The sequence below is a fragment of the Microbacterium sp. LWH13-1.2 genome, assembly GCF_038397735.1.
In the GTDB taxonomy this organism is placed as follows: domain Bacteria; phylum Actinomycetota; class Actinomycetes; order Actinomycetales; family Microbacteriaceae; genus Microbacterium.
Window position 1 is genome coordinate 1,539,717 of sequence record NZ_CP151635.1, and the last position, 21,347, is coordinate 1,561,063.

At 68.1% G+C, this 21,347-nt stretch carries 22 protein-coding genes and 1 other RNA gene; 7 read left to right on the forward strand and 16 right to left on the reverse strand.

Translation table 11 applies throughout. The features are described from left to right. Window positions 1–89 precede the first annotated feature (89 nt). Window positions 90–1,238, forward strand: a complete 1,149-nt coding sequence (locus tag MRBLWH13_RS07150; RefSeq protein ID WP_341957587.1) for an AI-2E family transporter — start codon at window positions 90–92, stop codon at window positions 1,236–1,238. On the opposite strand, the gene MRBLWH13_RS07155 is transcribed toward MRBLWH13_RS07150, so the two are convergent. From MRBLWH13_RS07155 to MRBLWH13_RS07170, 4 genes are read right to left on the reverse strand one after another with little or no spacing between them, the layout of a single operon-like run. After that, entirely contained in the window at window positions 1,225–2,154 is a 930-nt protein-coding gene (locus MRBLWH13_RS07155) for a diacylglycerol kinase family protein (protein WP_341957588.1), read from the reverse strand. The genes MRBLWH13_RS07150 and MRBLWH13_RS07155 overlap by 14 nt on opposite strands. A gap of 9 nt (window positions 2,155–2,163) precedes the next feature. After that, complete coding sequence (locus tag MRBLWH13_RS07160; protein WP_341957590.1) at window positions 2,164–5,139, reverse strand: bifunctional [glutamine synthetase] adenylyltransferase/[glutamine synthetase]-adenylyl-L-tyrosine phosphorylase; 2,976 nt, start codon at window positions 5,137–5,139, stop codon at window positions 2,164–2,166. Window positions 5,140–5,148: 9 nt separating this feature from the next. Next, window positions 5,149–6,486 (reverse strand): type I glutamate--ammonia ligase, encoded by a 1,338-nt coding sequence (glnA, locus tag MRBLWH13_RS07165; RefSeq protein ID WP_042541155.1) that lies wholly within the window; start codon window positions 6,484–6,486, stop codon window positions 5,149–5,151. Between the two features lie 2 nt (window positions 6,487–6,488). After that, on the reverse strand, window positions 6,489–6,704 hold the full coding sequence (locus tag MRBLWH13_RS07170; protein ID WP_341957593.1) for an SPOR domain-containing protein: 216 nt from the start codon (window positions 6,702–6,704) through the stop codon (window positions 6,489–6,491). 70 nt (window positions 6,705–6,774) lie between these two features. Between MRBLWH13_RS07170 and MRBLWH13_RS07175 the strand changes: the two genes are divergently transcribed. Further along, window positions 6,775–7,521, forward strand: a complete 747-nt coding sequence (locus tag MRBLWH13_RS07175) for an ROK family protein (protein ID WP_341957595.1) — start codon at window positions 6,775–6,777, stop codon at window positions 7,519–7,521. 60 nt (window positions 7,522–7,581) lie between these two features. On the opposite strand, the gene rnpB is transcribed toward MRBLWH13_RS07175, so the two are convergent. The 4 genes from rnpB to MRBLWH13_RS07195 all read right to left on the reverse strand — a co-directional run bounded on the left by rnpB (window position 7,582) and on the right by MRBLWH13_RS07195 (window position 10,880). Then, window positions 7,582–7,938, reverse strand: an RNA gene (gene rnpB, locus MRBLWH13_RS07180) — RNase P RNA component class A. Between the two features lie 30 nt (window positions 7,939–7,968). Beyond that, on the reverse strand, window positions 7,969–9,597 hold the full coding sequence (locus tag MRBLWH13_RS07185) for a bifunctional 3'-5' exonuclease/DNA polymerase (RefSeq protein ID WP_341957597.1): 1,629 nt from the start codon (window positions 9,595–9,597) through the stop codon (window positions 7,969–7,971). A 91-nt stretch (window positions 9,598–9,688) separates the two neighbouring features. Further along, the gene (locus MRBLWH13_RS07190) at window positions 9,689–10,420 is read right to left on the reverse strand and encodes a C4-type zinc ribbon domain-containing protein (protein ID WP_341957598.1); all 732 of its coding nucleotides are present in this window, start codon (window positions 10,418–10,420) and stop codon (window positions 9,689–9,691) included. A 34-nt stretch (window positions 10,421–10,454) separates the two neighbouring features. Further along, window positions 10,455–10,880 (reverse strand): YchJ family metal-binding protein, encoded by a 426-nt coding sequence (locus tag MRBLWH13_RS07195; protein WP_341957600.1) that lies wholly within the window; start codon window positions 10,878–10,880, stop codon window positions 10,455–10,457. Between the two features lie 22 nt (window positions 10,881–10,902). Here MRBLWH13_RS07195 and MRBLWH13_RS07200 point away from each other — a divergent pair, with 22 nt between their 5' ends. Beyond that, the gene (locus MRBLWH13_RS07200) at window positions 10,903–11,742 is read left to right on the forward strand and encodes an aldo/keto reductase (protein WP_341957601.1); all 840 of its coding nucleotides are present in this window, start codon (window positions 10,903–10,905) and stop codon (window positions 11,740–11,742) included. A gap of 27 nt (window positions 11,743–11,769) precedes the next feature. After that, window positions 11,770–12,705 carry an isoprenylcysteine carboxylmethyltransferase family protein gene (locus MRBLWH13_RS07205; RefSeq protein ID WP_341957603.1) on the forward strand — a complete coding sequence of 312 codons (936 nt, stop codon included), beginning with the start codon at window positions 11,770–11,772 and terminating at the stop codon, window positions 12,703–12,705. Here MRBLWH13_RS07205 and MRBLWH13_RS07210 read toward each other — a convergent pair. After that, window positions 12,677–13,513: a helix-turn-helix transcriptional regulator gene (locus tag MRBLWH13_RS07210; protein ID WP_341957605.1), complete on the reverse strand. Its 837-nt coding sequence runs from the start codon at window positions 13,511–13,513 to the stop codon at window positions 12,677–12,679. The genes MRBLWH13_RS07205 and MRBLWH13_RS07210 overlap by 29 nt on opposite strands. A gap of 100 nt (window positions 13,514–13,613) precedes the next feature. Between MRBLWH13_RS07210 and MRBLWH13_RS07215 the strand changes: the two genes are divergently transcribed. Continuing rightward, window positions 13,614–14,378 (forward strand): SDR family oxidoreductase, encoded by a 765-nt coding sequence (locus MRBLWH13_RS07215; protein WP_341957608.1) that lies wholly within the window; start codon window positions 13,614–13,616, stop codon window positions 14,376–14,378. Window positions 14,379–14,405: 27 nt separating this feature from the next. Here the strand turns inward: MRBLWH13_RS07215 and MRBLWH13_RS07220 are convergent, their stop codons facing one another. Continuing rightward, a complete protein-coding gene (locus tag MRBLWH13_RS07220) occupies window positions 14,406–15,296 on the reverse strand; it encodes a TIGR01777 family oxidoreductase (protein ID WP_341957610.1) in 891 nt (296 codons plus the stop codon). Window positions 15,297–15,450: 154 nt separating this feature from the next. On the opposite strand from MRBLWH13_RS07220, the gene MRBLWH13_RS07225 reads away from it, so the two are divergent. After that, the gene (locus tag MRBLWH13_RS07225) at window positions 15,451–16,284 is read left to right on the forward strand and encodes a zinc-ribbon domain-containing protein (protein ID WP_341957612.1); all 834 of its coding nucleotides are present in this window, start codon (window positions 15,451–15,453) and stop codon (window positions 16,282–16,284) included. A gap of 8 nt (window positions 16,285–16,292) precedes the next feature. On the opposite strand, the gene MRBLWH13_RS07230 is transcribed toward MRBLWH13_RS07225, so the two are convergent. Then, window positions 16,293–16,673: a hypothetical protein gene (locus MRBLWH13_RS07230; RefSeq protein WP_341957614.1), complete on the reverse strand. Its 381-nt coding sequence runs from the start codon at window positions 16,671–16,673 to the stop codon at window positions 16,293–16,295. Between the two features lie 128 nt (window positions 16,674–16,801). Here MRBLWH13_RS07230 and MRBLWH13_RS07235 point away from each other — a divergent pair, with 128 nt between their 5' ends. Next, on the forward strand, window positions 16,802–17,890 hold the full coding sequence (locus tag MRBLWH13_RS07235) for an AAA family ATPase (protein WP_341957616.1): 1,089 nt from the start codon (window positions 16,802–16,804) through the stop codon (window positions 17,888–17,890). Window positions 17,891–17,936: 46 nt separating this feature from the next. On the opposite strand, the gene MRBLWH13_RS07240 is transcribed toward MRBLWH13_RS07235, so the two are convergent. From MRBLWH13_RS07240 to flgL, 5 genes are all read right to left on the reverse strand, one after another. Beyond that, on the reverse strand, window positions 17,937–18,734 hold the full coding sequence (locus tag MRBLWH13_RS07240) for a sigma-70 family RNA polymerase sigma factor (protein WP_341957617.1): 798 nt from the start codon (window positions 18,732–18,734) through the stop codon (window positions 17,937–17,939). A 176-nt stretch (window positions 18,735–18,910) separates the two neighbouring features. Further along, entirely contained in the window at window positions 18,911–19,225 is a 315-nt protein-coding gene (locus MRBLWH13_RS07245) for an HU family DNA-binding protein (protein WP_056307433.1), read from the reverse strand. A gap of 219 nt (window positions 19,226–19,444) precedes the next feature. After that, window positions 19,445–19,981, reverse strand: coding sequence for a hypothetical protein (locus MRBLWH13_RS07250; RefSeq protein WP_341957620.1), 537 nt, complete (start codon window positions 19,979–19,981; stop codon window positions 19,445–19,447). Window positions 19,982–20,056: 75 nt separating this feature from the next. Further along, complete coding sequence (locus MRBLWH13_RS07255; RefSeq protein ID WP_341957622.1) at window positions 20,057–20,452, reverse strand: flagellar assembly protein FliW; 396 nt, start codon at window positions 20,450–20,452, stop codon at window positions 20,057–20,059. Beyond that, window positions 20,449–21,336, reverse strand: coding sequence for a flagellar hook-associated protein FlgL (gene flgL, locus MRBLWH13_RS07260; protein ID WP_341957625.1), 888 nt, complete (start codon window positions 21,334–21,336; stop codon window positions 20,449–20,451). The genes MRBLWH13_RS07255 and flgL overlap by 4 nt, the downstream gene beginning before the upstream one ends. Between the last annotated feature and the right edge of the window lie 11 nt (window positions 21,337–21,347).

Here is a 21,347-nt window from a genome sequence, read left to right on the forward strand (position 1 = left end):
CGCGCGCGCAACCGTGACCGTGTCGCGCTTGCTTCGAAGGGCTACGGGTGGTGCACTGAGAGGTCGGGAACTACAGAGGGGACGACGCCATGCGCCGGAAGACCGAGAAGCAGCTGCTGCGGCACACGACCGAGACTCCCCCGGCGCAGCCGAAGACGGCGGCCGCGGCGATCGCCCGCATCAACCCGTTCATGTACGGCCTGCTCGGAGCACTCGGTGTTCTCGTCGCGCTCATGCTCGGCGGCATCGTCAACCAGCTCGCTACCGTGCTGGTCTACATCGGAGTGGCGATCTTCCTCGCGCTCGGCCTCGATCCGATCGTCTCTTTCCTCGAGCGCAGGCTCCCCCGGCCTGCGGCGGTCGCCATCGTGGTGGCCGGAGTCGTCCTCGCATTCGCAGGCATCATCCTCGCGATCGTCCCGATCCTCGTGCAGCAGATCGCGAACCTGATCGAGAACGGCCCGCAGATGGTCAAGGACATCATGGCCTCGGCCTGGTTCAAGGACCTCAACGACCAGTTCGGCTCGACTTTCGAGGACGCCGCGAACGGCATCCTGTCGTTCCTCCAGGATCCCGGCAATCTCGCCGACATCGGTGGCGGCGTGTTCGCCGTCGGTGCCGGCATCGCCGGAGGATTCACGGGCGTCACGATCGTCCTCATCCTCACGCTCTACTTCATGGCCTCGCTGCGCAGCATCAAGAAGGTGGCCGCACGCTTCGTCCCCGCCTACCAGCGCGACACGTTCAGCGGGCTCCTCGACGACGTGTCGGGTGCGGTCGGACGCTATGTGATCGGCCAGGCGAGCCTCGCGCTCGTCAACGGCATCCTGAGCCTCATCGTGCTGAGCATCATCGGTGCCCCGGTGCCGGCGCTGCTCGCCCTGATCGCCTTCATCGGGTCGATGATCCCTCTCGTCGGCACTCTGAGCGCCTCCATCATCAACTCGCTGATCTGCCTGATCGTGAGCCCGGTCACCGCGCTGATCGCCTTCATCTACTACCTGGTGTACATGCAGATCGAGGCGTACATACTCTCTCCCCGCATCATGAACAAGGCTGTGGCTGTTCCGGGCGCACTCGTCGTGATCGCGGCGGTCGCGGGCGGCGCACTCGGCGGGATCCTGGGAGCTCTCGTCGCGATCCCCGTCGCGGCCAGCGTGATCATCATCGTGCAGAAGGTGGTCTTCCCGACGCAGGACAGCAAGGTCGTGCCGCCGGGCACCCTCAGCGAACGGTGAGAGCCGCGGGCTGAACCCGCACGGTGAAGTCCGAGACCGCCCCGACCTCTTCGCCGTCGATCTCGAACGTCTGCGGCGACGCGAGCTCGACCCGAATGCGTTCCGCTGAGATGTGGGTCGTCGAGTCCGTGCTCACCGCGGTGTCGACATTGCCCATCATGCGACGGATGCCGTTCTCCCAGACGAAGGCGCGCACCGTGTCGAGCCACTGCAGGGGCCCATCGGCGCTCACGAGCAGCATGTCGAGCAGCCCGTCGTCGAGCACGGCGTCCGGCAGGAGACGGATGCCGCCCTGCACCATTCCGCAGTTGCCGATCAGCATCGTGTGACCGCGAAGGCCCTGGGGCTCCTGGTCGTCGAGCGTGAGGGTGATGTCGGTCATCTCGGTGCCTGCCAGGGCACGCCCCATCGCCTCCACGTAGGCGATCCATCCGGCACGGTTCTTCAGGTCCTCGTCGGTCTCCACCAGCATCTGCGCATCGATGCCGAAGCCGACCATCACCACGAACGCATGCTCGGTGCCGTCGTGGTCGACCCAGCCCATGTCGATCCGCTGCGGCTCGCCGTCGCGGATCCGCTTCAGCGCGGCGGGGATGTCGTTCAAGGGGATCTCGAGGTTGCGAGCGAGCAGGTTGCCCGTGCCCTGCGGCACGATGCCGAGCGCGGACTCCGTGCCCGCCAACGATTCCGCGACCGCCCTGACCGTGCCGTCTCCGCCGACGGCGATCACCACGTCGCAGCCTGCGGCGACCGCCTCGGCGGCCATGCCGCGCCCCGGGTCCTCGATGCTGGTCTCCCACCACTCGGAGGGCGTCTCGACGCCCTCCGAGTCGAAGGTCGCGGCGACGGCTTCGCGCAGCGAGTCCCCGTCAACTTTGGAGGGGTTCCAGATCACACCGAGCTTCGAGATCGTCATGCAGCAAGGCTAGCCGTAGAAGAGCTGCTCGAACGCCCTGCGCGCGCGTCGCGTGACGCCGAGATAGTCGTCGTCGAGCGCACTCGCCGATCTGTCGGGATATCCGAGCAGTCGACCGATCGCATCGAGGTCGCGCAGATCAGTCGGCAGCACGTCGCTCGTCTTGCCGGTGAGCAGCGTGATGGCGGATCGCAGGCGGCTCGACAGCAACCAGGCCTCGCGCAACAGGTCCGCCGAGTCGGCCGGCACCAACCCGGCACCGACCGCGGCGTCAAGGGCCGTCAGCGTCGACGTCGTCTGCAGCTGCGGCACCGAATGGGCGTGCTGCAGCTGCAGCAGCTGCACGAGCCACTCGACATCGCTCAACGTGCCCGGCCCGAGCTTGAGGTGGCGCCGCGGATCGACGCCCTGCGGCAGCCGTTCGCCCTCGACCCGCGCCTTGATGCGCTTGATCTCGCGCGCACCCTGCAGGTCGATCTCGGCGGGATAGCGGATGCTGTCCGCCAATGCGGTGAACTTCTCGATCAGATTCGCACTGCCGGCGACTCCCCGAGCCCTCAGCAGCGCTTGAGCCTCCCACGACAGCGACCACCGTCGGTAGTACTCGGCATACGCCTCGATCGAGCGCACGATGGGTCCGTTCCGCCCCTCGGGACGCAGGTCCGCGTCGAGGTCGAGAGGCACACGATGATCCGTGAGGTGCTCTCGCAGTCCCGAGACGATGCGCGTCGCGAGGGTCTGAGCGCGTTGAGGATCGACGCCGTTCGCCTCGTACACGAAGAGGATGTCGGCATCAGAGCCGAAGCCCAACTCCGCTCCCCCGTACCGGCCCATCCCGATCACCGCGAAGTCGAACGCGTCGTCTTCGTCGGGAACGAGCTCTCGCCGCACGGCACGGAGCGCCGCCTGGATCGTCGCATCCGTGATCTCGGTGAGAGAGGTCGCGATCTGCTCGATCGTGAGCACATCGAGCACTCCGCCCATGGCGGTGCGCAGCAGTTCTCTGCGCCGTAGAGCACGCACAGCCTGCAGCGCATCGCCCACCTCGCGGTGCCGGGTCTGGATCGCCCGCGCCTCTTCGTCGATCGCGGCACCACTGCGCGGGCGCAGCAGATCGCTGCTGTCGAGCCACGCGACGGATTCGGGGATCCATTCCATGAGCTCGCCGACGTACCGCGACGACGACAGGAGCCTCGTGAGGCTCTCCGCTGCACCGGAGGAGTCGCGGAGCATCCGAAGGAACCAGGGCGTGTCGCCGAGTCGCTCGCTGATCCGGCGAAAGGCGATCAGGGCGTAGTCGGGATCACTGCCGTCTGCGAACCAGCGCACCATGACCGGCATCAGGTGCCGCTGGATGGTCGCCTTCCGGCTGAGACCGGTGGTCAGCGCGCCGATGTGACGAAGGGCTCCGGCGGGGTCGCGGAAGCCGATGGCCATCAGCCTGTCGTGCGCCTGCGCCGTCGACAGCGTGCGCTCCTCTTCGGGAAGTGAGGCCACGGCGCTGAGCAGAGGGCGGTAGAACAGCCGGGTGTGGATGTCGCGCACCTCGCGGCGCACGCTCTCCCACCGCGCCCAGATCGCCTCGCCGGACTCCCCCAGACCGGTGCTGCGCGCGAGCACGCGGAGCCCGGCCGGCGTGCGCGGCATCAGGTGGGTGCGGCTGAGCTCCTTCAGCTGAAGTCGGTGCTCCATCAGCCGCAGGATGCAGTAGTCGTCGGCGAACGATGCGGCTTCAGCCCGACCGATGTAGCCGCCCTCGACCAGGGCATCGATGCTCTCGAGGGTTCCCCTCGTCCGCAGACGGGGGTCTGTGAGGCCGTGGACGAGCTGCAGGAGCTGCACGGTGAACTCGATGTCCCTCAGCCCGCCCGAACCGAGTTTGAGCTGGTATTGGGCATCCTCGGGATCGATGTGCTCCATGACGCGCTCGCGCATGCGCTGCACGCTGTCGACGAAGTTCTCGCGAGCGGCGCTGGAGAAGACCTTGGGCTGCACCGCGGCGATGTAGTCCGCGCCGAGGTCGGGGTCGCCCGCGAGGGGCCGAGCCTTCAGCAGGGCCTGGAACTCCCAGCTCTTGGCCCAGCGGTCGTAGTAGGCAAGGTGCGAGGCGAGCGATCGCACCAGAGCGCCCTGCTTGCCCTCGGGGCGCAGCGCCGCGTCGACCTCCCACAGCGGAGGCTCGACCTCGATCCCGCTGAGCACGCGCATCGTCTCTCGTGCGAGGCGCGTCGCGATGTCGATAGCCCGCGCCTCGGACACGACCTCCTCGTCGGTCGTTCCGCCGACGAAGATGACGTCCACGTCGCTGACGTAGTTCAACTCGCGCGCACCCGCCTTGCCCATGCCGATGATCGCGAGCTGCGTCGCTGCGACCTGCTCGCGGCTCAGAGTGTCTGCGAGACGTCGGCGGGCGACCGCGAGTGCCGCCTCGAGCGCTGCTCCCGCTATGTCGGCCAACGCCGCGGCCACGTCGCCCACGATGCGCACGGGGCTGTGCGCCGTGAGGTCGAAAGCGGCGATCTCGGCGAGATTGCGCCGGTACGCGACGCGAAGCGTCACCACCGCCGCATCGTCTGCGGACTCGGCGAACCCGTCGTGCGCCCCCACCGCGTCCAGCAACCGCTCGCGCAGCTGGTCTGCCGACGGCAGCTCGCTCGTCACCTCTCCCAGCACCGTGATCTCGTCCGGGTGCCTCAGGAAGAAGTCCGCGAAACCCTGCGATGCGCCGAACACTCGCCAGACTCGTCGACGCGACTCCGCATCGCGGAACAGCGAGGCGAGCGGGGCGGGGTCGCGTCGCGCCACGCGCAGCATCCCCTCCACCGCGGCATCAGGGTCGGCACCGTCGGCCTCACCGAGCAGCAGCGATCGCTCGACGTCCAGCAGGGTCGCCAGCTCGGCGAGGTTGTCCGCGGCCCCGCTGAGCTCGGCGAAACCGAGCCTGGCCAGCGCGGAGAGAGAGACGGAGTCGTCCGAACGGGCCATGCGCGACGCTCAGAGAAGCTCGAGGTTGTTCTTCAGCTCCAGCGGCGTGACCTGGCCACGGTAGGCCTCCCACTCCTTGCGCTTGTTGAGCAGCACGTAGTTGAAGACAGACTCCCCCAGCGTCTCGGCGACGAGTTCGGAGCTCTCCATGTACTCGAGCGCGTGGTCGAGGCTCGCCGGCAGCGCGGAGTAGCCCAGAGCGCGACGCTCAGCGTCGCTGAGCGACCACACGTTGTCCTCGGCCTCGGGAGGAAGTTCATACTCCTCCTCGATGCCCTTGAGGCCGGCCGCGAGCATGAGCGCGTAGGCGAGGTAGGGGTTGGCCGCGGAGTCGAGCGCGCGGTACTCCACGCGAGACGAGCCACCCTTGTTCGGCTTGTACATCGGGACGCGTACGAGCGCCGAACGGTTGTTGTGGCCCCACGTGACGAAGCTCGGAGCCTCGTCGCCGCCCCAGAGACGTTTGTACGAGTTCACGAACTGGTTCGTCACCGCCGCCATCTCGTTGGCGTGCCGCAGGAGTCCTGCGATGAAGTGACGGCCGGTCTTCGAGAGCTGGTACTTGGCGCCCTCTTCGTAGAACGCGTTGCGCTCGCCCTCGAAGAGCGACATGTGCGTGTGCATGCCGCTTCCCGGGTGACCGCTCAGCGGCTTCGGCATGAAGGTGGCGTAGACGCCCTGCTCGATCGCGACCTCTTTGATCACGGTGCGGAACGTCATCACGTTGTCCGCCATCGTCAGCGCATCCGCGTAGCGGAGGTCGATCTCGTTCTGACCGGGGCCGCCCTCGTGGTGGCTGAACTCCACGGAGATCCCGAGGTCCTCGAGCATCCGCACCGACCGGCGACGGAAGTCGTGCGCGGTTCCGCCCGGAACGTTGTCGAAGTAACCGGCCGAGTCCACGGGGACGGGGCCTTCGGGACCGAACGACGAGGACTTCAGCAGATAGAACTCGATCTCGGGATGCGTGTAGAACGTGAACCCGGCGTCAGCCGCCTTGGCCAGCGTGCGCTTGAGGACGTGCCGGGGGTCGGAGACCGCGGGACGACCGTCGGGCGTGGTGATGTCGCAGAACATGCGCGCGGTGGGGTCGATCTCGCCGCGCCACGGGAGTGTCTGGAAAGTGGTGGGGTCCGGCTGCGCGAGCAGGTCGGACTCGTAGCTGCGGGTGAGTCCCTCGATGGCAGAACCGTCGAAGCCGATTCCCTCGGCGAATGCCCCCTCGACCTCGGCCGGGGCGATAGCGACCGACTTGAGCGTGCCGATGACATCGGTGAACCACAGGCGCACGAACTTGACGCCGCGCTCTTCGATCGTCCGGAGGACGAAATCCCTCTGCTTGTCCACGGTTACTCTGCGCCCTTGCCGGTGCCGGAGTCCCAGCCGCTCTCGGCCGCTTCCTCGTCAGCCCAGGCGCGCGAGCGCTCCTGCATCTTCTCCGGGGCATGGGCGGCCTCATGCTCGGTGTCGAAAGGACCGACCCGATCGGCGGACGGCGAGATCATGCCGAACTCCACCTGACCGGTCTCCAGGTTGTACCAGTACTTCTCATCGCCGTTCGACATGGCAGATCCCCTTCATCACGTGGTGTCATCGATCCTATCTGCGCTGACGTCGGTCGCTAAGCTATCGAGCATGGCAAAAGCGATCGGCGTCGACATCGGCGGCACGGGTATCAAGGCAGGCATCGTCGACCTCGAGCACGGCATCATGGCCTCTGACAGGGTGCGTGTCCCCACTCCTGAGGGCGCATCACCCCAGGACGTCCTGGAGGCCGTGAAGACGGTTCTGAAGACCCTCGATGTCCACGACTCGACTCTTCCCCTCGGCGTGGCGTTCCCCGCCATCGTCAAGCGCGGCAAGACGCTCTCCGCCGCCAACGTCTCGAAGGAATGGATCGACTTCGACGCCGAGCGTTTCTTCCGCGACGGGCTCGGGCGCAACATCGTCTTCGTGAACGACGCGGATGCGGCCGGCGTCGCCGAGGCTCGCCACGGCGCGGCACGCGACGTGCGGGGCTTCACCCTTCTCACCACCCTCGGCACCGGCATCGGGTCGGCGTTCCTCTACGACGGGGTGCTGCTTCCGAACACCGAGCTCGGTCATCTGAACTTCGGCGAGTACGAGTCGGTCGAGACGTACGCCGCGACATCGGCGCGCGAGCGCGAGGGACTCAGCTGGGCGGAGTGGGCAGAGCGTCTGCAGAAGTTCTACTCGCACATCGAGTTCCTCTTCAGCCCCGACCTGTTCGTGGTCGGCGGCGGCGTGTCGAAGAACGCCGGAGACTTCCTGCCGCTGCTCGACCTCAAGACCCCGATCGTGCCGGCGATCCACCGCAACAACTCGGGCATCATCGGCGCTGCATCCCTCGCCGGCGACTGAAAGCCCCCTGACCACGACGAAGGCCCCGCTGGATCAGCGGGGCCTTCGTCGATGTCTGGGCGAATGGGCCGACCTGTACGCCGGGTTCTGTTCCGGGGTTCTTCGCCCCTTCGACGGCCATCTCTCTCGGCGACACGTTGCCGTGGCACTCTAGCGGTCTACCCGAGGACTCGGCGAGCCGCGTCAACATCCTCTGTCTGACCTTGCTCCGGACGAGGTTTACCTGGCGGGCCATGTCACCATGGCCCCCGGTGGTCTCTTACACCACCCTTTCACCCTTACCCCTTGCGGGGCGGTCTGCTCTCTGTGGCACTTTCTCGCGGATTGCTCCGGGTGGGCGTTACCCACCGTCCTGCCCTGAGGAGCCCGGACGTTCCTCGGTGCGGTTGCCCGCCACGCGGCCGTCCAGCCGACCCATTCGCAGTCCCAGTCTACGTTGGCGCGAGACTACTTCTCAGCCGATTCCGCGATGCGGAGATCGAGCGGCACGTCGATCGGGAAACCGCCGAAGAGCCGCCGGGTGGCGACCGCTGCGGCCTCGCGCACAGCATCCGCCGCCGCGTCCGCCTGATCGGCAGGAACGTGCAGGATCACCTCGTCGTGCAGGAAGAAGGCGAGGTGCGCGCGGGAACGGAAGACTCCGGATGCCGTCGCCGGCCGTTCCGCATCGGGCAGCGCCTGCAGGCGGTGTCTGATCTCGGCCAGCCAGATCAGCGACCACTCGGCAGCCGTCCCCTGCACCACGAAGTTGCGGGTGAACCGGCCCCAGTCCCTCGCTCGTCGTCGCGCGATAGCGACGTCCGCGGGATCGGCGTCGGCATCGGTCGCCCGCGCCTGCATCGCCTCCCACTCGCTGGAGGGACGAGGCGAGGAGCGTCCGAGCCAGGTCGAGACGACTCCTCCGTCCTCTCCGAAACGTGCGGCCTTGTCGACGAGGGCCATGGCCCGCGGATACACCTTGCGCAACCGAGGAACGAGGCGGCCGCTGTCGCCGGTGGTCGCTCCGTACATCGCGCCGAGCACGGCGTACTTCGCCTCTTCACGGGTGGCGACAGCCCCGGACTCCACGACGCCGGCATACAGATCCCTGCCCTGCGCGGCCTTCGCCATAGCCCGGTCACCCGCCATGCCCGCCAGCATCCGCGGCTCCAGCTGCGCGACGTCGGCGACGACGAGCGTCCAGCCCTCGTCTGCCCGCACAGCCGCGCGGAGGTTGCGCGGCAGCTGAAGCGCACCGCCGCCGGCGGACGCCCAGCGCCCGGTCACGACGCCGCCGGTGATGTAGATCGGCCGGAAGCGACCCTCGTGCACCCACTCCGCGAGCCACGCCCACCCGTTGGCGCTGAGGAGGCGTGAGAGCTTCTTGTACGCCAGCAGCGGCTCGACGACCGCGTGGCTGTGCTGAGCGAGCTCCCATCGGCCCGTGGACTCGACCTGCACGCCCACCCTGTGCAGTGCACGGAGGAGCTTCGGCTGACTCTCGAGATTCAACGTCGGGTCGCTGAGGATCGCACGCACTCGCTCGCCCTGCGCCACCATGCGGCTGGGGAGGCCTCCTGCGGCAGGGCGCGTGCCGAGGATCTCGGTGAGGATCTCGTCGTGCACCGCCTCGTTCCACGGCAGACCAGCGGCGCGCATCTCCTCGGCGATCAGCCCACCTGCGGACTCTGCCGAGGCGAGCAACGTCAGACGCCCGTCCTTGCCGTCACGGAGCACCCGGCGCTGCTCTCGATACTGCTCGAGCGCGTCGCCCACGGGGTCGCCGGACCCGCTCTCCTCGGCGACGTCGAAAAGAGCCGGCGCTTCATCGACGGGCTCACGTCGGACCCATGATGAGGAGGGCGCGAGCGGCCTCGCCACCTTGTCGGTGTCGCGGAGGATGGCATGGCAGAGCAGCAGGTCATGCGAGCGGCCGAGGATCACACCCGCGTCGAGCAGCCCGGGATAGATGTCTCTCGCGCTGCGGATGACCCAGCGTGGCGCGCTGGTCGCCTCCTGCTCGGACACCCACGCCGGCATATCTGCCGCCGCGAGCTCGACGCGTCCGACTTCCGAGTCGTCTGCGGCGAGTTCCACCGCTGTGTAGCCACCGGCTCGCGCGAGCAACGCCACACGCCGTTCGGTGCTCTGTGGCGAGCTCACCGCCGTCGCGCGCGCGGCGCGGAGATCACAGCCCGGATTCCTCGGTGCGGACGAGGATGCAGCCGCACTCGGGGCACGAGACCACGAGGTCGTCCGCCGCGTTTCGGATGTCGTTCAGGTCGGTGCCGGGAAGAAGCATGCGGCAGCCCTCGCAGGTGCCGCGCGCGAGACGAGCGGCGCCGGCGCTGTTGGCGGCACGACGCGTGTACTCGGCGAGCAACGGTGCGGGGATCACCGCGGTCACGGCCTCACGGTCACGCGTCAGCTGCGCGCCGAGCTCGGTCGCCGACGCGACGTCGGCCTTGGCCTGCGCGGTGAGCGCCGAGCCCTCGGCAGTGGTCGTCGCGAGAAGCGCCTGCTGGGCGGCGACCGCCGCATCGGCATCCTCGACGCGCCCCATCACATCGAGCTCGATGTCCTCGAGGTCGCTCTGGCGTTTCGTGAGGCTGGCGATCTCGTGCTCGAGCGCCTGCGCGTCCTTGGGGTTCGTCGCGACGGCGAGACGGTCCGCGTCGCGCGCCCGACGCTGCTCGACGAGCTTCACGTCGGACTCGAGCCGGGTGAGTTCCGTGCGGACGTCGTCACGCGTGCCGGTGAGCGCGGTCAGCTCGCGGAGCTGCTCCTGGCGGATCGCGACGAGCTCGGCGATCCGAGCCGCCTGCGTGGGCTTGGTGCGTGCGCGCTCCGCCTGCGCGATGCGCCGGTCCAGGTCGGCGACGTCGAGCAGGATGCGCTGGTGTTCTGGGCTGGCGTTCACGCTCTCAAATCTAGTCGCTGCACGGTCGCGTGCATCACCCGACCTGCCCGTCCAGGTACAGCCACGATCGCCCCTCCCGCACGAATCGGCTGCGCTCGCGCAGCGAACCGCGCTCGGCGCCCTCTCGGAAGAACGCCTCGAACTCGACGACGCCCTCACGATCGAACGGACCGCCCGCGACGCGATCGACGATCACGAGCCGCTTCCAGACCAGGTCGTCGTCGAAGTCGATCGTCATCGGGCGTGTCGACTCATGCCAACTGGCGCGGAGATACGACGCATCGTGCAGTGCGAAGGCCGTGAATCGCGACCGCATCAGACGCTCGGCCGTCGGGGCGGGAGACCCGGCGAGCAGCGGGCCGCAGCATCCGCCGAAGACGTCACCCGAACCGCACGGACACCGACTCGCGTCGCCGGGGACATCACCGTCATCGACCGCCGTACTTCGCGCTCCCGTCATGCCACAAGCGTACGCTGGCGGTATGACGGCTCTTCCTCGCTTCACCGCACACAACGGCTTCACGCTTCCCGCCCTCGGTTTCGGCACGTATGCCCTCGACGGCGATGCGGGAGCGGGCTCTGTGACCTCGGCTATCGGTGCGGGATACCGTCTTCTCGACTCGGCCTTCAACTACGAGAACGAGGGATCCGTCGGCCGTGGAGTGCGCGCCGCCGAGGTCGACCGTGCCGAGATCATCATCACGACGAAGCTTCCCGGTCGTCATCACCCGCGCGAGAAGGCGCGCGCCAGCATCGAGGAGAGCCGTTCGCGTCTCGGCGTCGATGCGATCGACCTGCACCTGATCCACTGGCCGAACCCGCACCAGGACGAGTACGTGCAGGCCTGGGAGGCACTGGTCGAGGCACAGCAGCGCGGCACGGTCAGGCAGATCGGCGTCTCGAACTTCCTCCCCGAGCACCTCGAGCGCATCGAGCGCGAGACCGGCGTGCGCCCGGTCGTGAATCAGATCGAGGTCCACCCGTACTTCCCGCAGGACGAGCAGCTGGCGTATCACCGTGAGCACGGGATCATCACCGAGGCGTGGAGCCCGCTGGGACGAGCCAAGGAGCTGATCCAGGAGCGGGTGATCGGCGAGGTCGCCGCCGCGCACGGCATCTCCCCTGCACAGACCGTTCTGGCCTGGCACGTCGCCCGCGAGACGGTCGCGATCCCGAAGGCGTCGTCGCTCGAGCATCAGGCATCGAACCTCGCGGCCGGCGAGATCGTGCTCTCCGCCGCCGAGGTCGAGGCGATCACCGCGCTCGGACGCTCCGACGGGCGCCTCTTCGACGCCGACCCGGCCACGCACGAGGAGTCGTGATCGGGCCTCGCTCGTAGACTGGCGGCCATGCCCGTCATCGCAGGTATCCGCATCACTCCGGTGACGGCACGGGTGTATTTCGCCCTCCAGGCCCTCGCCGGCGGATTCTGGTGGATCGCGGTCCCGTTGTCGGAGGTGGTCCGTCATGCCACGCTCGGAGACCTTCCGGTCGCACCCGTGGCGATGCTCGACATCCCGCTCTTCGTCGTCGCGTCTGCGCTGGTCGCCGCCGGGGTCCGCTGGGCGCTCTGGGTGGTCGCGCCCTGGACGGCCCTGGTGGCGGCGGCGATGTGCGTCTATGCCACGGTCACCTCGCTCGCCGGATGGGGCGCCCTGCTGATGGTCGTCGCCGCCGGAGCGAGCATCGTGTCGGCGATCATCCTGCTCCTCGGCAGGGCTCCGGTGGAATGGATGGTCATCGGCCCGCTCGCGTTCCGGTCCGCCGATCGGGTCGGCACCGGGCGGCTGCTCGCCCGCACCGGTCTGCAGACGCTCTTCTTCTGGGGGACCTTCCTCCTGGCGATCCCCGTCGTCGTGTCGCTGGTCGAGGCGCGCTGGATGCTTCGCATCGACGTCCCCCTGGGCGTGCGGATCGCCGGAGGCGTGCTGCTCGTCTGCGCGACGGCCCTCGGGATCTGGTCGGCCGTGTCGATGTCGGTGAAGGGCGAGGGAACACCGCTTCCGTCGCAGATGGCGCGCCGACTCGTGATCTCCGGCCCCTACCGGTACGTGCGCAACCCGATGGCCGTGGCAGGTATCGCACAGGGGGTCGCGGTAGGCCTGCTGCTCGGGTCGTGGATGGTCGTCGCTTACTCGCTGTTCGGTTCGATCCTCTGGAACACGGTCGTCCGACCGCTCGAGGAGGCCGACCTGGAGTCCCGCTTCGGATCGGAGTTCGCCGCCTACCGCAGCCGCGTGGCGTGCTGGGTGCCCGTCAGACCCGTTGCGTCCCGAGCACTCTGAGAAGCGCGAGCTTGCTCTCGGCATCGCTGCCGGGCGCGGCGGTCAGCACGATGAGCGCCTGCGACTCGTCTTCGGTGAACAGCGCCTGGCAATCGACCTCGATCGGCCCGATCTCCGGGTGGATGAGAACCTTGTGGTCCTCGAAGCGCCTGCGCACCTCGTGCACGTCCCAGAGGTCGGCGAAATCGGCGCTGCGGGAAGAGAGCTCCCGGACGATGTCGCCGGCCCGCGAGCGCTCGCCGAGCGCCCCGTAAGCGGCCCGCAGCGACGCGACGAGCACTCGGCTGTGCCGAGGATGGTCCTCCAGCGGGTACCGGCCGCGCTCCTCTTCGGGGTGCGCGAACCACCGGTAGATGCCGCTGCGCTCGATCCCCTCCAGGCCGCTGGCGTCTCCGAGCAGGGCACGCGCGGCGTCGTTCTGGATGAGCACCTCGTCGAGCACGGACACCACGAACGCCGGTGTGTCGTCGAGGCGATCCAGCACCCGGAGCATGCCGGGGTGCACATAGTCGGTGAACATCGTGCGATCGGGCGCGCTGTGCCCGCAGACCCGGTGCAGATAGTCGCGCTCATCCGGGGTGAGTCGCAGGGCCCTCGCCAGTGACGCGAGGATCTGCACGCTCGGCTGCGGCCCTCGCTGCTGCTCGAGACGGGCGTAGTAGTCGATCGACATCGCCGCCAGCTGCGCGACCTCTTCTCGACGGAGGCCCGGCGTGCGACGACGCGCGCCGGCGCCGAGGCCGACGTCCGACGGCTTCAGCTGCTCCCTGCGCCGCACGAGGAACTCTGCCAGTGCTTCTCTGTCCACCTCTCGAGTATCCCGTGCGCGCCGACGGTGATCCAGGGATCGCGGATCCCTGGATCAGCGCTCTCTGGTGAGCCGACGCCGTCGACCGAAGAGTGGAGGCATGAACATCAGCGGAAACACCATCTTCATTCCCGGGGCGACCAGCGGCATCGGGCTCGCGCTCGCCCAGAAGTTCGCCGAGCGCGGCAACACGGTCATCGTCGGCGGACGCCGCACCGACCGGCTCGAACGGATCGCCGCCGAGAACCCCGGCATCGACACCGTCAGGATCGACACGACGGATGCCGACAGCATCCGCGCCGCGGCGCAGACCGTGCTCGCCGACCACCCGAGCCTCAACGTCGTCGTCACTATGGCGGGCATTATGCGCGCCGAGGATTGGACCACACCTGCCGGGTTCCTCGAGACTGCGGAGGCGACCGTCACCACGAATCTTCTCGGCCCGATCCGTCTCATCGCAGCCTTCATCGAGCACCTGCGCACGGTTCCCGACGCGACGATCATGACGGTCTCGTCAGGGCTGGCCTTCGCGCCTCTGCGCGTGACGCCGACCTACAACGCCACGAAGGCGGCGATCCACATGCTCAGCGAGTCGCTGCGCCTGCAGCTCGACGGCGGCACGGTGAAGGTACTGGAGCTCGAGCCGCCTGCCGTTCGCACGTCGCTCATGCCCGGTCAGGAATCCAGTGACTTCGCGATGCCGCTCGAGGACTTCGTCGACGAGGTCGTCGGGCTGATCGAGACGCAGCCGGACGCGACCGAGATCCAGGTCGAGAACGTGAAGTTCCTGCGCTACGGCGAAGCGCGGGGCGACTACGCCCAGGTCGTGGAGACACTCAACCGGCGCGACCCGCACGGGCACTGATCCGGCCGGGCGGTCGACCGGGGGCGATCAGATCGCCGCGTCGACCGCCTGCTGCGCGGTCGTGTGCGTGAACTCGAAGCCCGATCTCTCGAGGGCCGTCGGTCGCACGTCCGCATCCGACAGAAGCAGCGAGTCCGCGGCGGATCGGCTCAGCGCGAGACGGAGCGCGAAGCTCGGCGCGGGGATCCAGAACGGGCGACGCATCCTCTTCGCGAGCGCCCGACCGATGTCGTTCGCCGACGCGCGTGTGGGACCGGTGAAGTTGACGGGGCCTTCGAGACGGGCGTCGATCACGTGACGGATGCCGCGTACCTCGTCGTCGAGCGAGATCCAGGGCCAGATCTGGGTGCCGCGGCCGATCGGGCCGGCCACACCGAAGCGGGTCAGCTGGATCAGCGGCTTGAGCACACCCCGACGGTGGATGATCGGGGCAGTGCGCAGTAGCGCGACCCTGGTCTGCTCGCCCGCGCGCTGCGCCTCCTGCTCCCACCGGACGCAGAGCTGTGCGAGGAACGTGTCACCCGCGAGCGACTCCTCGGTCAGAGTCTCCCCCGGCGCCGAGCCGTAATAGCCGACGGCGGATGCCGAGACGAGCGCCGGAGCGTCGTCACGCAGCGTGCGCACGGCGGTCGCGAGCGTACGCGTCGTCGTGAGGCGGGATTCGACGAGCTCGCGGCGATACCGGCGCGTCCAGGGTAGTCTGCCGACGCTCGCGCCGCCGAGAGCGACGACGGCGTCCGCCCCCGCCAGGACGTCAGGGTCGAGCTCCCGCTCACCGGGCGACCATTCGACCTCGGAAGGCGCACGAGGCGTCCGGCGCACCAGAGTCGTCACCTCCACGCCGTCGGCGCGGAGTGATGAAACGAGCGCTGTGCCGATCAGACCCGATGCACCGCTGATCACGATCCGCTGCGCCATGACTGCTCCCTCTGTCCGTCTCCCGGCTCGTCCGTCTCCCGGCTCGTCCGTCTCCGCGAGTCTGTCACGTCCGGTGCCTCCTCGCGATGTCCGCAGCCGCGGGTAGCGTCCTCGGATGACCGAAGATGTCCGCGGCCGCGGGTAGCGTCCTCGGGTGACCGAATCCGTGCAGTCGTGGTGGGCGAGACGCCAGTTCTCGCGCGGACGCGACGTGCCCTATGAGAAGGGCACCTACCGAGCGGCCTGGGCCGCGTATCCCGAGCTGATCCGCCAGTATCATCCCGAGCTCAATCACGGGATAGCACTGTCGCAGGTGCCGCTCGCAGCCGACGTGCTGCTCTGCTGGGAGTGCCGTATGGGTCACCGCTTCGCGGCCACGCCCACCGAACAGCGCGAGCGTCCAGGACGGGTGCGCCGGCAGTCGTCGTGGTGCCCGGAGTGCTCGGCTCTCGCGCGACCGCAGCCGGTGATCCTCGGCGAAGCCCGCGCGATCCCGAGGCGGCCGAAGCCGCCCACGACGCTGTGCGCGAAGACCCCCGACCTTCCGACCGGCGAGGCGTTCCTGAGCGTGTGCGCACCGGCACCGGCATCCGCCGCCGAGGCGAAGCTGCGCGCGGCGCTCGAATCCCGGCTCCGCGTCACCACGGGGGTCAACGCCGTCAAGGTCTCCCGGCCGTTCTTCCGGCACACCGAGGTCTGGCCCGACATCCTCCTGCCCGAGCTGCGGGTCGCGATCGAATACGACACGGTCGGCCGACACGGGCTCGAGCACGTCGGCAAGCGCCAGGACGCCGACCTGCGCAAAGATCGGGCTCTGCGAGCCGCCGACTGGGAGGTCATGCGCATCCGCATCGGAAAGCTCGAGCCGCTGGGGCCGCACGACCTGCAGATAGCGTCCTTCACGCCGCGCAGTGTGGACCGTGTGATCGACATACTGCGCGATATCCGCGGGTCGCTGCTGGTGGACGCCTACCTCATCGACGGCTGAGGGCCGCGCTACGCTCCGTCGATCTCGTGCTCGATCTCGCGCACGACCGCGTCCCACTCGGATCTCAGGAACCTCGCGTCGCCCGCGGCGACGATCTGCGCGTTGTCGTTCGGCCCGACCTCGGGGCGCATCGTCAGCCCTCCGACATCGAGACTGGGAATGCTCCGCCGGATGCACTCGACACTGCCGCGCACGAGCAGGTCAGCGGTCTGCTCGGGAGACGTCGCGGCACCGATGATGGCGTCGTCATGAGCGATGAGTATGGCCCTCCACACGGGCTGTCGGGCGTCCGGGTCGAGCGTGTACTGCATCAGCCCCTGGGGCGCCGCCTCGACCATGATCACGATCGAACCGTCGATCGGCTGCTCCACACCTGCAAATCCACCCATGACGGCCCCAGACCCGGACGTCCCCACGTCCGCTATCCGCTCAGGCTACTGCGAAAATCGCGCCGCGATCGCCTTACGGCACGGCGATCTCGACCGATATCTACAACGGGGAGCGAAGGAGGAGGACCTTGACCAGCACCTACATCGAGACGGGTGGACATGTCCGTGTCTACGACGACGCCGTCCGCACGCATCAGGTGTTCCCTCTCGGCACCTACCGGGTGCATTTCACCTCGAAAGAGGGCTTCAGCCTCATCAAGATCGACGACCTCACCGTCGGCACCGAGCGCGTCTACGGCGGTCGCGACAGGAAGGTCGACAAGATCTTCCGCTCCTATGCGCTCACCGACCGCAGTCTGGGAGTGATGCTGTCGGGCGACAAGGGCATCGGCAAGACGCTCTTCCTGCGCATGGTCGCCGAGGAGGCCCGTGAGCAGTGCCTTCCTGTGGTGATCGTCTCGGAGGACAACGACGGCATCGTCGAGTTCCTCGACACGCTCGACGAGTGCCTGATCATCTTCGACGAGTTCGAGAAGATCTTCCCCGCCGGCCGCCGCGGCGGTGGAGACGGAAGCAACAGGCAGAACCAGTTCCTGTCGCTGTTCGACGGACTCTCGTCTGTGAAGCGCATCTACTGCCTCACGGTGAACGACATCACCGACGTCAGCACGTACATCGTCAACCGGCCAGGACGATTCCACTACCACATGCGCTTCGAGTACCCGGGGCCGGACGAGGTCAGGCAGTATCTGATCGACCAGGCGCCGAACGCCAACCCGGACGAGATCGAGAACGTGGCGCTGTTCTCACGCCGCGCGCGACTCAACTACGACCACCTCCGAGCCATCGCGTTCGAGCTCGAGCAGCCGGACACGCTCTTCTCGGAGATCGTCGAAGACCTGAACATCAAGTCGGTCGAGCCGAGCACCTACCGCATCGAGGCCCGGTTCCCCGACGGGAAGGTCTGGTCGGACGAGGTCGAGATGAATCTCTTCGAGCGCGGAGACGTCGGGCGCACCTATGAACTGCGCAACTCGACGCGCTCGATCTTCGCGTCGTTCGTGCCGAAGGATCTCATCTTCGAGCCGGACGGCAGCATCTTCGTGCCGATCCACAAGCTCGACCTTCTCGACGACGAAGACGAAGAGCCCGAGGTATACCCCACCACGGTCAGCCTGATCCTGGTCGGGCAGGCCAGCTACGGCTTCGGTCTCTGAGCGGAGGCCGACGGGGCGGATGCCGAGGACCGCGCGGCGCGTGCGGTCAGGCGCCGACGGCGTGCGACAGGATCGCGCGCGTGAAGCGCTGGCCTCCGGTCGCGAGCCGCTCGAAATACGCCTCGAGAGCGGATGCGGAGGAGCGCGACGTCGGCGCGGTCTCGCCGAGGGGTCCATCGGCATAGTGACGATCGAGGGCATCGCGGAGCATCCGCACCGCCGCGGCGCGTTGCTGCGACACGGCAGCGTGCGAGACGCCGAACTCGTCGGCCAGCTCCTTCACGCTGCGATCCTCGAAGTAGATCGCGCGGATGATCTCGCGCTTGCGATCCGGGAGCGCGTCGACTGCTCGGCGGAGGAACTCGTCCCGCTCTGACGCGATCGCCTGCTCCTCAGGGAGATAGCCGGTCCAGACGATCTCGGGCGCATCCGGGGCGTCGAGGCTCAGAAGCATGCGCTCTGCATCCGCCAGCCCCTCTCTCACAGACCCCGTGTCCACTCCCATGGCCGCCGCGATCTCCGCGACGGTGGGAGTGCGCCCGAGAGCCGCCGACAGCGTCTGGCGCACCTTCGTCGTCTCCTTCGCCCGCACGCGGATGTCGCGCGGGGCCCAGTCCATCGACCTCAGCTCGTCTTTCAGCGCCCAGTTGATGCGCCCCCGTGCGAAGGCGCCGAACGGGACGCCGAGGGTCGCATCGAACTTCTCCGCCGCGCGGACGAGCGCGAACGCACCTGCCGAGGCGAGGTCGTCGCGGGAGACCTGGGTGAGGCGGGACGCCACATATGCGGTCGCCGCCCCGACGATGTGCAGGTGTTCGATCACGAGCTGGTTCCGTGCGCGCATCGGCATCGAGTTCCGTCTCTTCCACTGTAAGTGCAAGCCCTCCCCAGCGACTCACAGCGAGGCCCTCCCCAGCGGCCAGAACTACATTCAACTACATGCTAGGGGCGCAGCGGGCAAGAAAGATCCCCGAAGGTCGAAACCTTCGGGGATTCTCGTTTACGTTCAGATAACGATGGCTAGTCGTTCACCTTCACGCGTCGGTTCACTTCGCGCGTCGCGGAGAACTTCAGCACCGTGTAGTCATTGACCTCGGCGTCGCCCTCGTCCTTCGCGAACTGCACGCGATGCCCCTTGTGCGTCTGCGGGTAGAACTTGCCGAAGTTGGTGAGAGTCACCGTGTTCCCCCGGCCGACCAGGTCGAGCAGCTCGTCGATCATCGCGTTGTACGCCGTCTGCGCAGCCGGGACCGAGATGCCCCCTCGTCGCGCGAATCGCTGCACGAACTCGCGCTTGCTCACCCTGTTCGTCTCGAGCGTCCTTGATGTGCTCATGTCGTCTTCCGTCCCATGGAATGTCGCCCGTCACCGGGCTTCTTTGCGCTGTACCCCTACCAGCCGCATCCGCGGCGCGCGCAGGTCTCCCGCTCCTGCGACGACGCCGGGATCTGCCAGTACCCCAGCCTGTGCTCCCAGAGCCTAAAGGCCCTTCCTTGGTATATGCGGTGAATCTCGGTTTTCTTTGCTTTTCCGACGATCGCCGCATCACCTCGGCTATCCGCGCGAGAGTGCACCGCCCGCCGACTCGCTCACGAGGGCGCGCGCAGCATCGCGCGCCCGCCTCGCAGCCGTCACCGAGGCGACGATCTGGGCACGGATGTCGCGACCCTCCTCGTCATCACCCACCGACAGCTCCGTGGCCGTCAGCGTCCGGGTGTTCACGACGATCTCGCCGCTGTTGATGAGCAGGTCACCCCTGACGCCGAATGCTCTGCCCACGACTCTGCCCGATGCATCGGTCAGATCGGTGGCGTTGCCGGCCGCCGCCTGCTCGATGGCCGCCAGCTGCAGCGGCGTGTACCGAGCCGTATTCGCAAAGCCCCTCGTCGACGTCGCATCCTTCTTCGACACGAGCGCGAGACTCGTCTGCCCGGGTGCGCGGCGATCGCCCGGGTGCACCCGGGCGTCGAGAAGATGCGTGGTGACCACGCCCTCGGCGTCGCGCGCGACGCGGTCGTGGTATGCCATCACCACCAGGTTCACGCCCTGGGTCGCGCCGGCGCCATGGATCTTCGATCGCAGATCGACCACGTCATCTCTCCTGTGCGTTCTGGTCGGCGGGCCGTCCTGGCACGCCGGTCACTGGGTGTTCGCGCTGCGTCGGGATCAAGCGCCGAGAAGCGCGCGGATCGGGTATGCCTGGTCGTCCAGGATGACCTGTGCCGCCCGCCCCGTCTCCCGGTGGACCAGGACAGGGGCGCGGAGATTGATGTAGACCCCGTCGTCGGCAGGATTCGCCACCACGAAGACACGGATCTCCGAGTCGTCGGAGGCGCCGAGCTCGGATCGCGCATCCGCGGGCAGAGCCGGAGCGTACCCGTAGTCGCCGGAGAGCGGATCCAGCAGGAACAGCCTCACGTCTGCATCCGCAGCACGCAGCGCGTACAGCCCTTCCGCGCTGGCGATCTGCTCGAGCGTGAACGTCCGGTACGGACTCAGGCCGGGCATCGGCGTGGTGAACTCGACGGCGAAACCCGTCGCTTCGGCGGTCGTCGCGGTCATCGGATGAACTCCAGGAGGTTGGTCTGCAGAGATTTCGCGGTCACCTGCAGAGCGGATTGGAAGACGAGCTCGGCCGACTGCAGCCGCACGAGGACCTCGAGGCTGTCCACGTTCTCGACGTCGGCGCGCCGCGCTTCGAGGTCGATCGATGTCGAGAGGTTCTGAGACGAAGCTCGCTCGAGCTGCACCTGGCGCGCGCCGGTCGCGCCCCTGGCCGCGATGACGTCCTTCAGACGCCCGTCGATGTCGGCCAGGCGGGAGCCGACCTCCCCGCCGCCGCGCAACTCCGCAGCGATGTCGCTGAGCAGCGCGAACGCGCTGTTCGCCCCGTCGCCGAACGCCTGCGAGCCGTCGAAGTCGACGCGAACGGTCTCGTTGTCGCTGATGCGCCGCTGCACTCCGGCTCCCGGACTGCCGTTGAAGGTGAACGTCCCAGGGTCGAACGCCGCGCCCGAATCACTGGTTCCGGCGAAGACGCTGCGACCGAGGACTGTGGTGTTCGCCTTCGCGAGCAGCTCGGCGCTGATCGACTCCAGCTCCTGCGCGATGGACTCGCGGGCGGTGGGGCTGAGCGCACCCGAGTTCGCGCCCTGCGCGGTGAGGTCCCTGGCACGGTTGAGCAGGTCGACGCTCGCCCCGAGAGCGGTGTCGACCGTGGTCACCCACGCCATCCCGTCGCTGAGGTTGCGCGCGAACTGCGCGACGCGCGATTGGTCGCCGTGCACGCCGAGCGCTGTCGCGGCCGCGGCCGGATCCTCGCTCGGCGAGCGGAAGGCGCGCTGCGAGGCGGCCTGGTTCTGCAGCCGCTCGCGATCCGCGAGGTTGGTCTGCAGCGTCCGCAGCGACTGCTGCGTCATGGTGTTGCTCGTGATGCGACCGATCATGTCGGCTCTCC

Coding starts and splice junctions, on each gene's coding strand:
- MRBLWH13_RS07150 (WP_341957587.1), top strand. CDS start 90: ATGCGCCGGAAGACCGAGAAGCAGCTGCTGCGGCACACGACCGAGACT.
- MRBLWH13_RS07155 (WP_341957588.1), bottom strand. CDS start 2,154: ATGACGATCTCGAAGCTCGGTGTGATCTGGAACCCCTCCAAAGTTGAC.
- MRBLWH13_RS07160 (WP_341957590.1), bottom strand. CDS start 5,139: ATGGCCCGTTCGGACGACTCCGTCTCTCTCTCCGCGCTGGCCAGGCTC.
- MRBLWH13_RS07170 (WP_341957593.1), bottom strand. CDS start 6,704: ATGTCGAACGGCGATGAGAAGTACTGGTACAACCTGGAGACCGGTCAG.
- MRBLWH13_RS07175 (WP_341957595.1), top strand. CDS start 6,775: ATGGCAAAAGCGATCGGCGTCGACATCGGCGGCACGGGTATCAAGGCA.
- MRBLWH13_RS07195 (WP_341957600.1), bottom strand. CDS start 10,880: ATGACGGGAGCGCGAAGTACGGCGGTCGATGACGGTGATGTCCCCGGC.
- MRBLWH13_RS07200 (WP_341957601.1), top strand. CDS start 10,903: ATGACGGCTCTTCCTCGCTTCACCGCACACAACGGCTTCACGCTTCCC.
- MRBLWH13_RS07205 (WP_341957603.1), top strand. CDS start 11,770: ATGCCCGTCATCGCAGGTATCCGCATCACTCCGGTGACGGCACGGGTG.
- MRBLWH13_RS07215 (WP_341957608.1), top strand. CDS start 13,614: ATGAACATCAGCGGAAACACCATCTTCATTCCCGGGGCGACCAGCGGC.
- MRBLWH13_RS07220 (WP_341957610.1), bottom strand. CDS start 15,296: ATGGCGCAGCGGATCGTGATCAGCGGTGCATCGGGTCTGATCGGCACA.
- MRBLWH13_RS07230 (WP_341957614.1), bottom strand. CDS start 16,673: ATGGGTGGATTTGCAGGTGTGGAGCAGCCGATCGACGGTTCGATCGTG.
- MRBLWH13_RS07240 (WP_341957617.1), bottom strand. CDS start 18,734: ATGCGCGCACGGAACCAGCTCGTGATCGAACACCTGCACATCGTCGGG.
- MRBLWH13_RS07245 (WP_056307433.1), bottom strand. CDS start 19,225: ATGAGCACATCAAGGACGCTCGAGACGAACAGGGTGAGCAAGCGCGAG.
- MRBLWH13_RS07255 (WP_341957622.1), bottom strand. CDS start 20,452: ATGACCGCGACGACCGCCGAAGCGACGGGTTTCGCCGTCGAGTTCACC.
- flgL (WP_341957625.1), bottom strand. CDS start 21,336: ATGATCGGTCGCATCACGAGCAACACCATGACGCAGCAGTCGCTGCGG.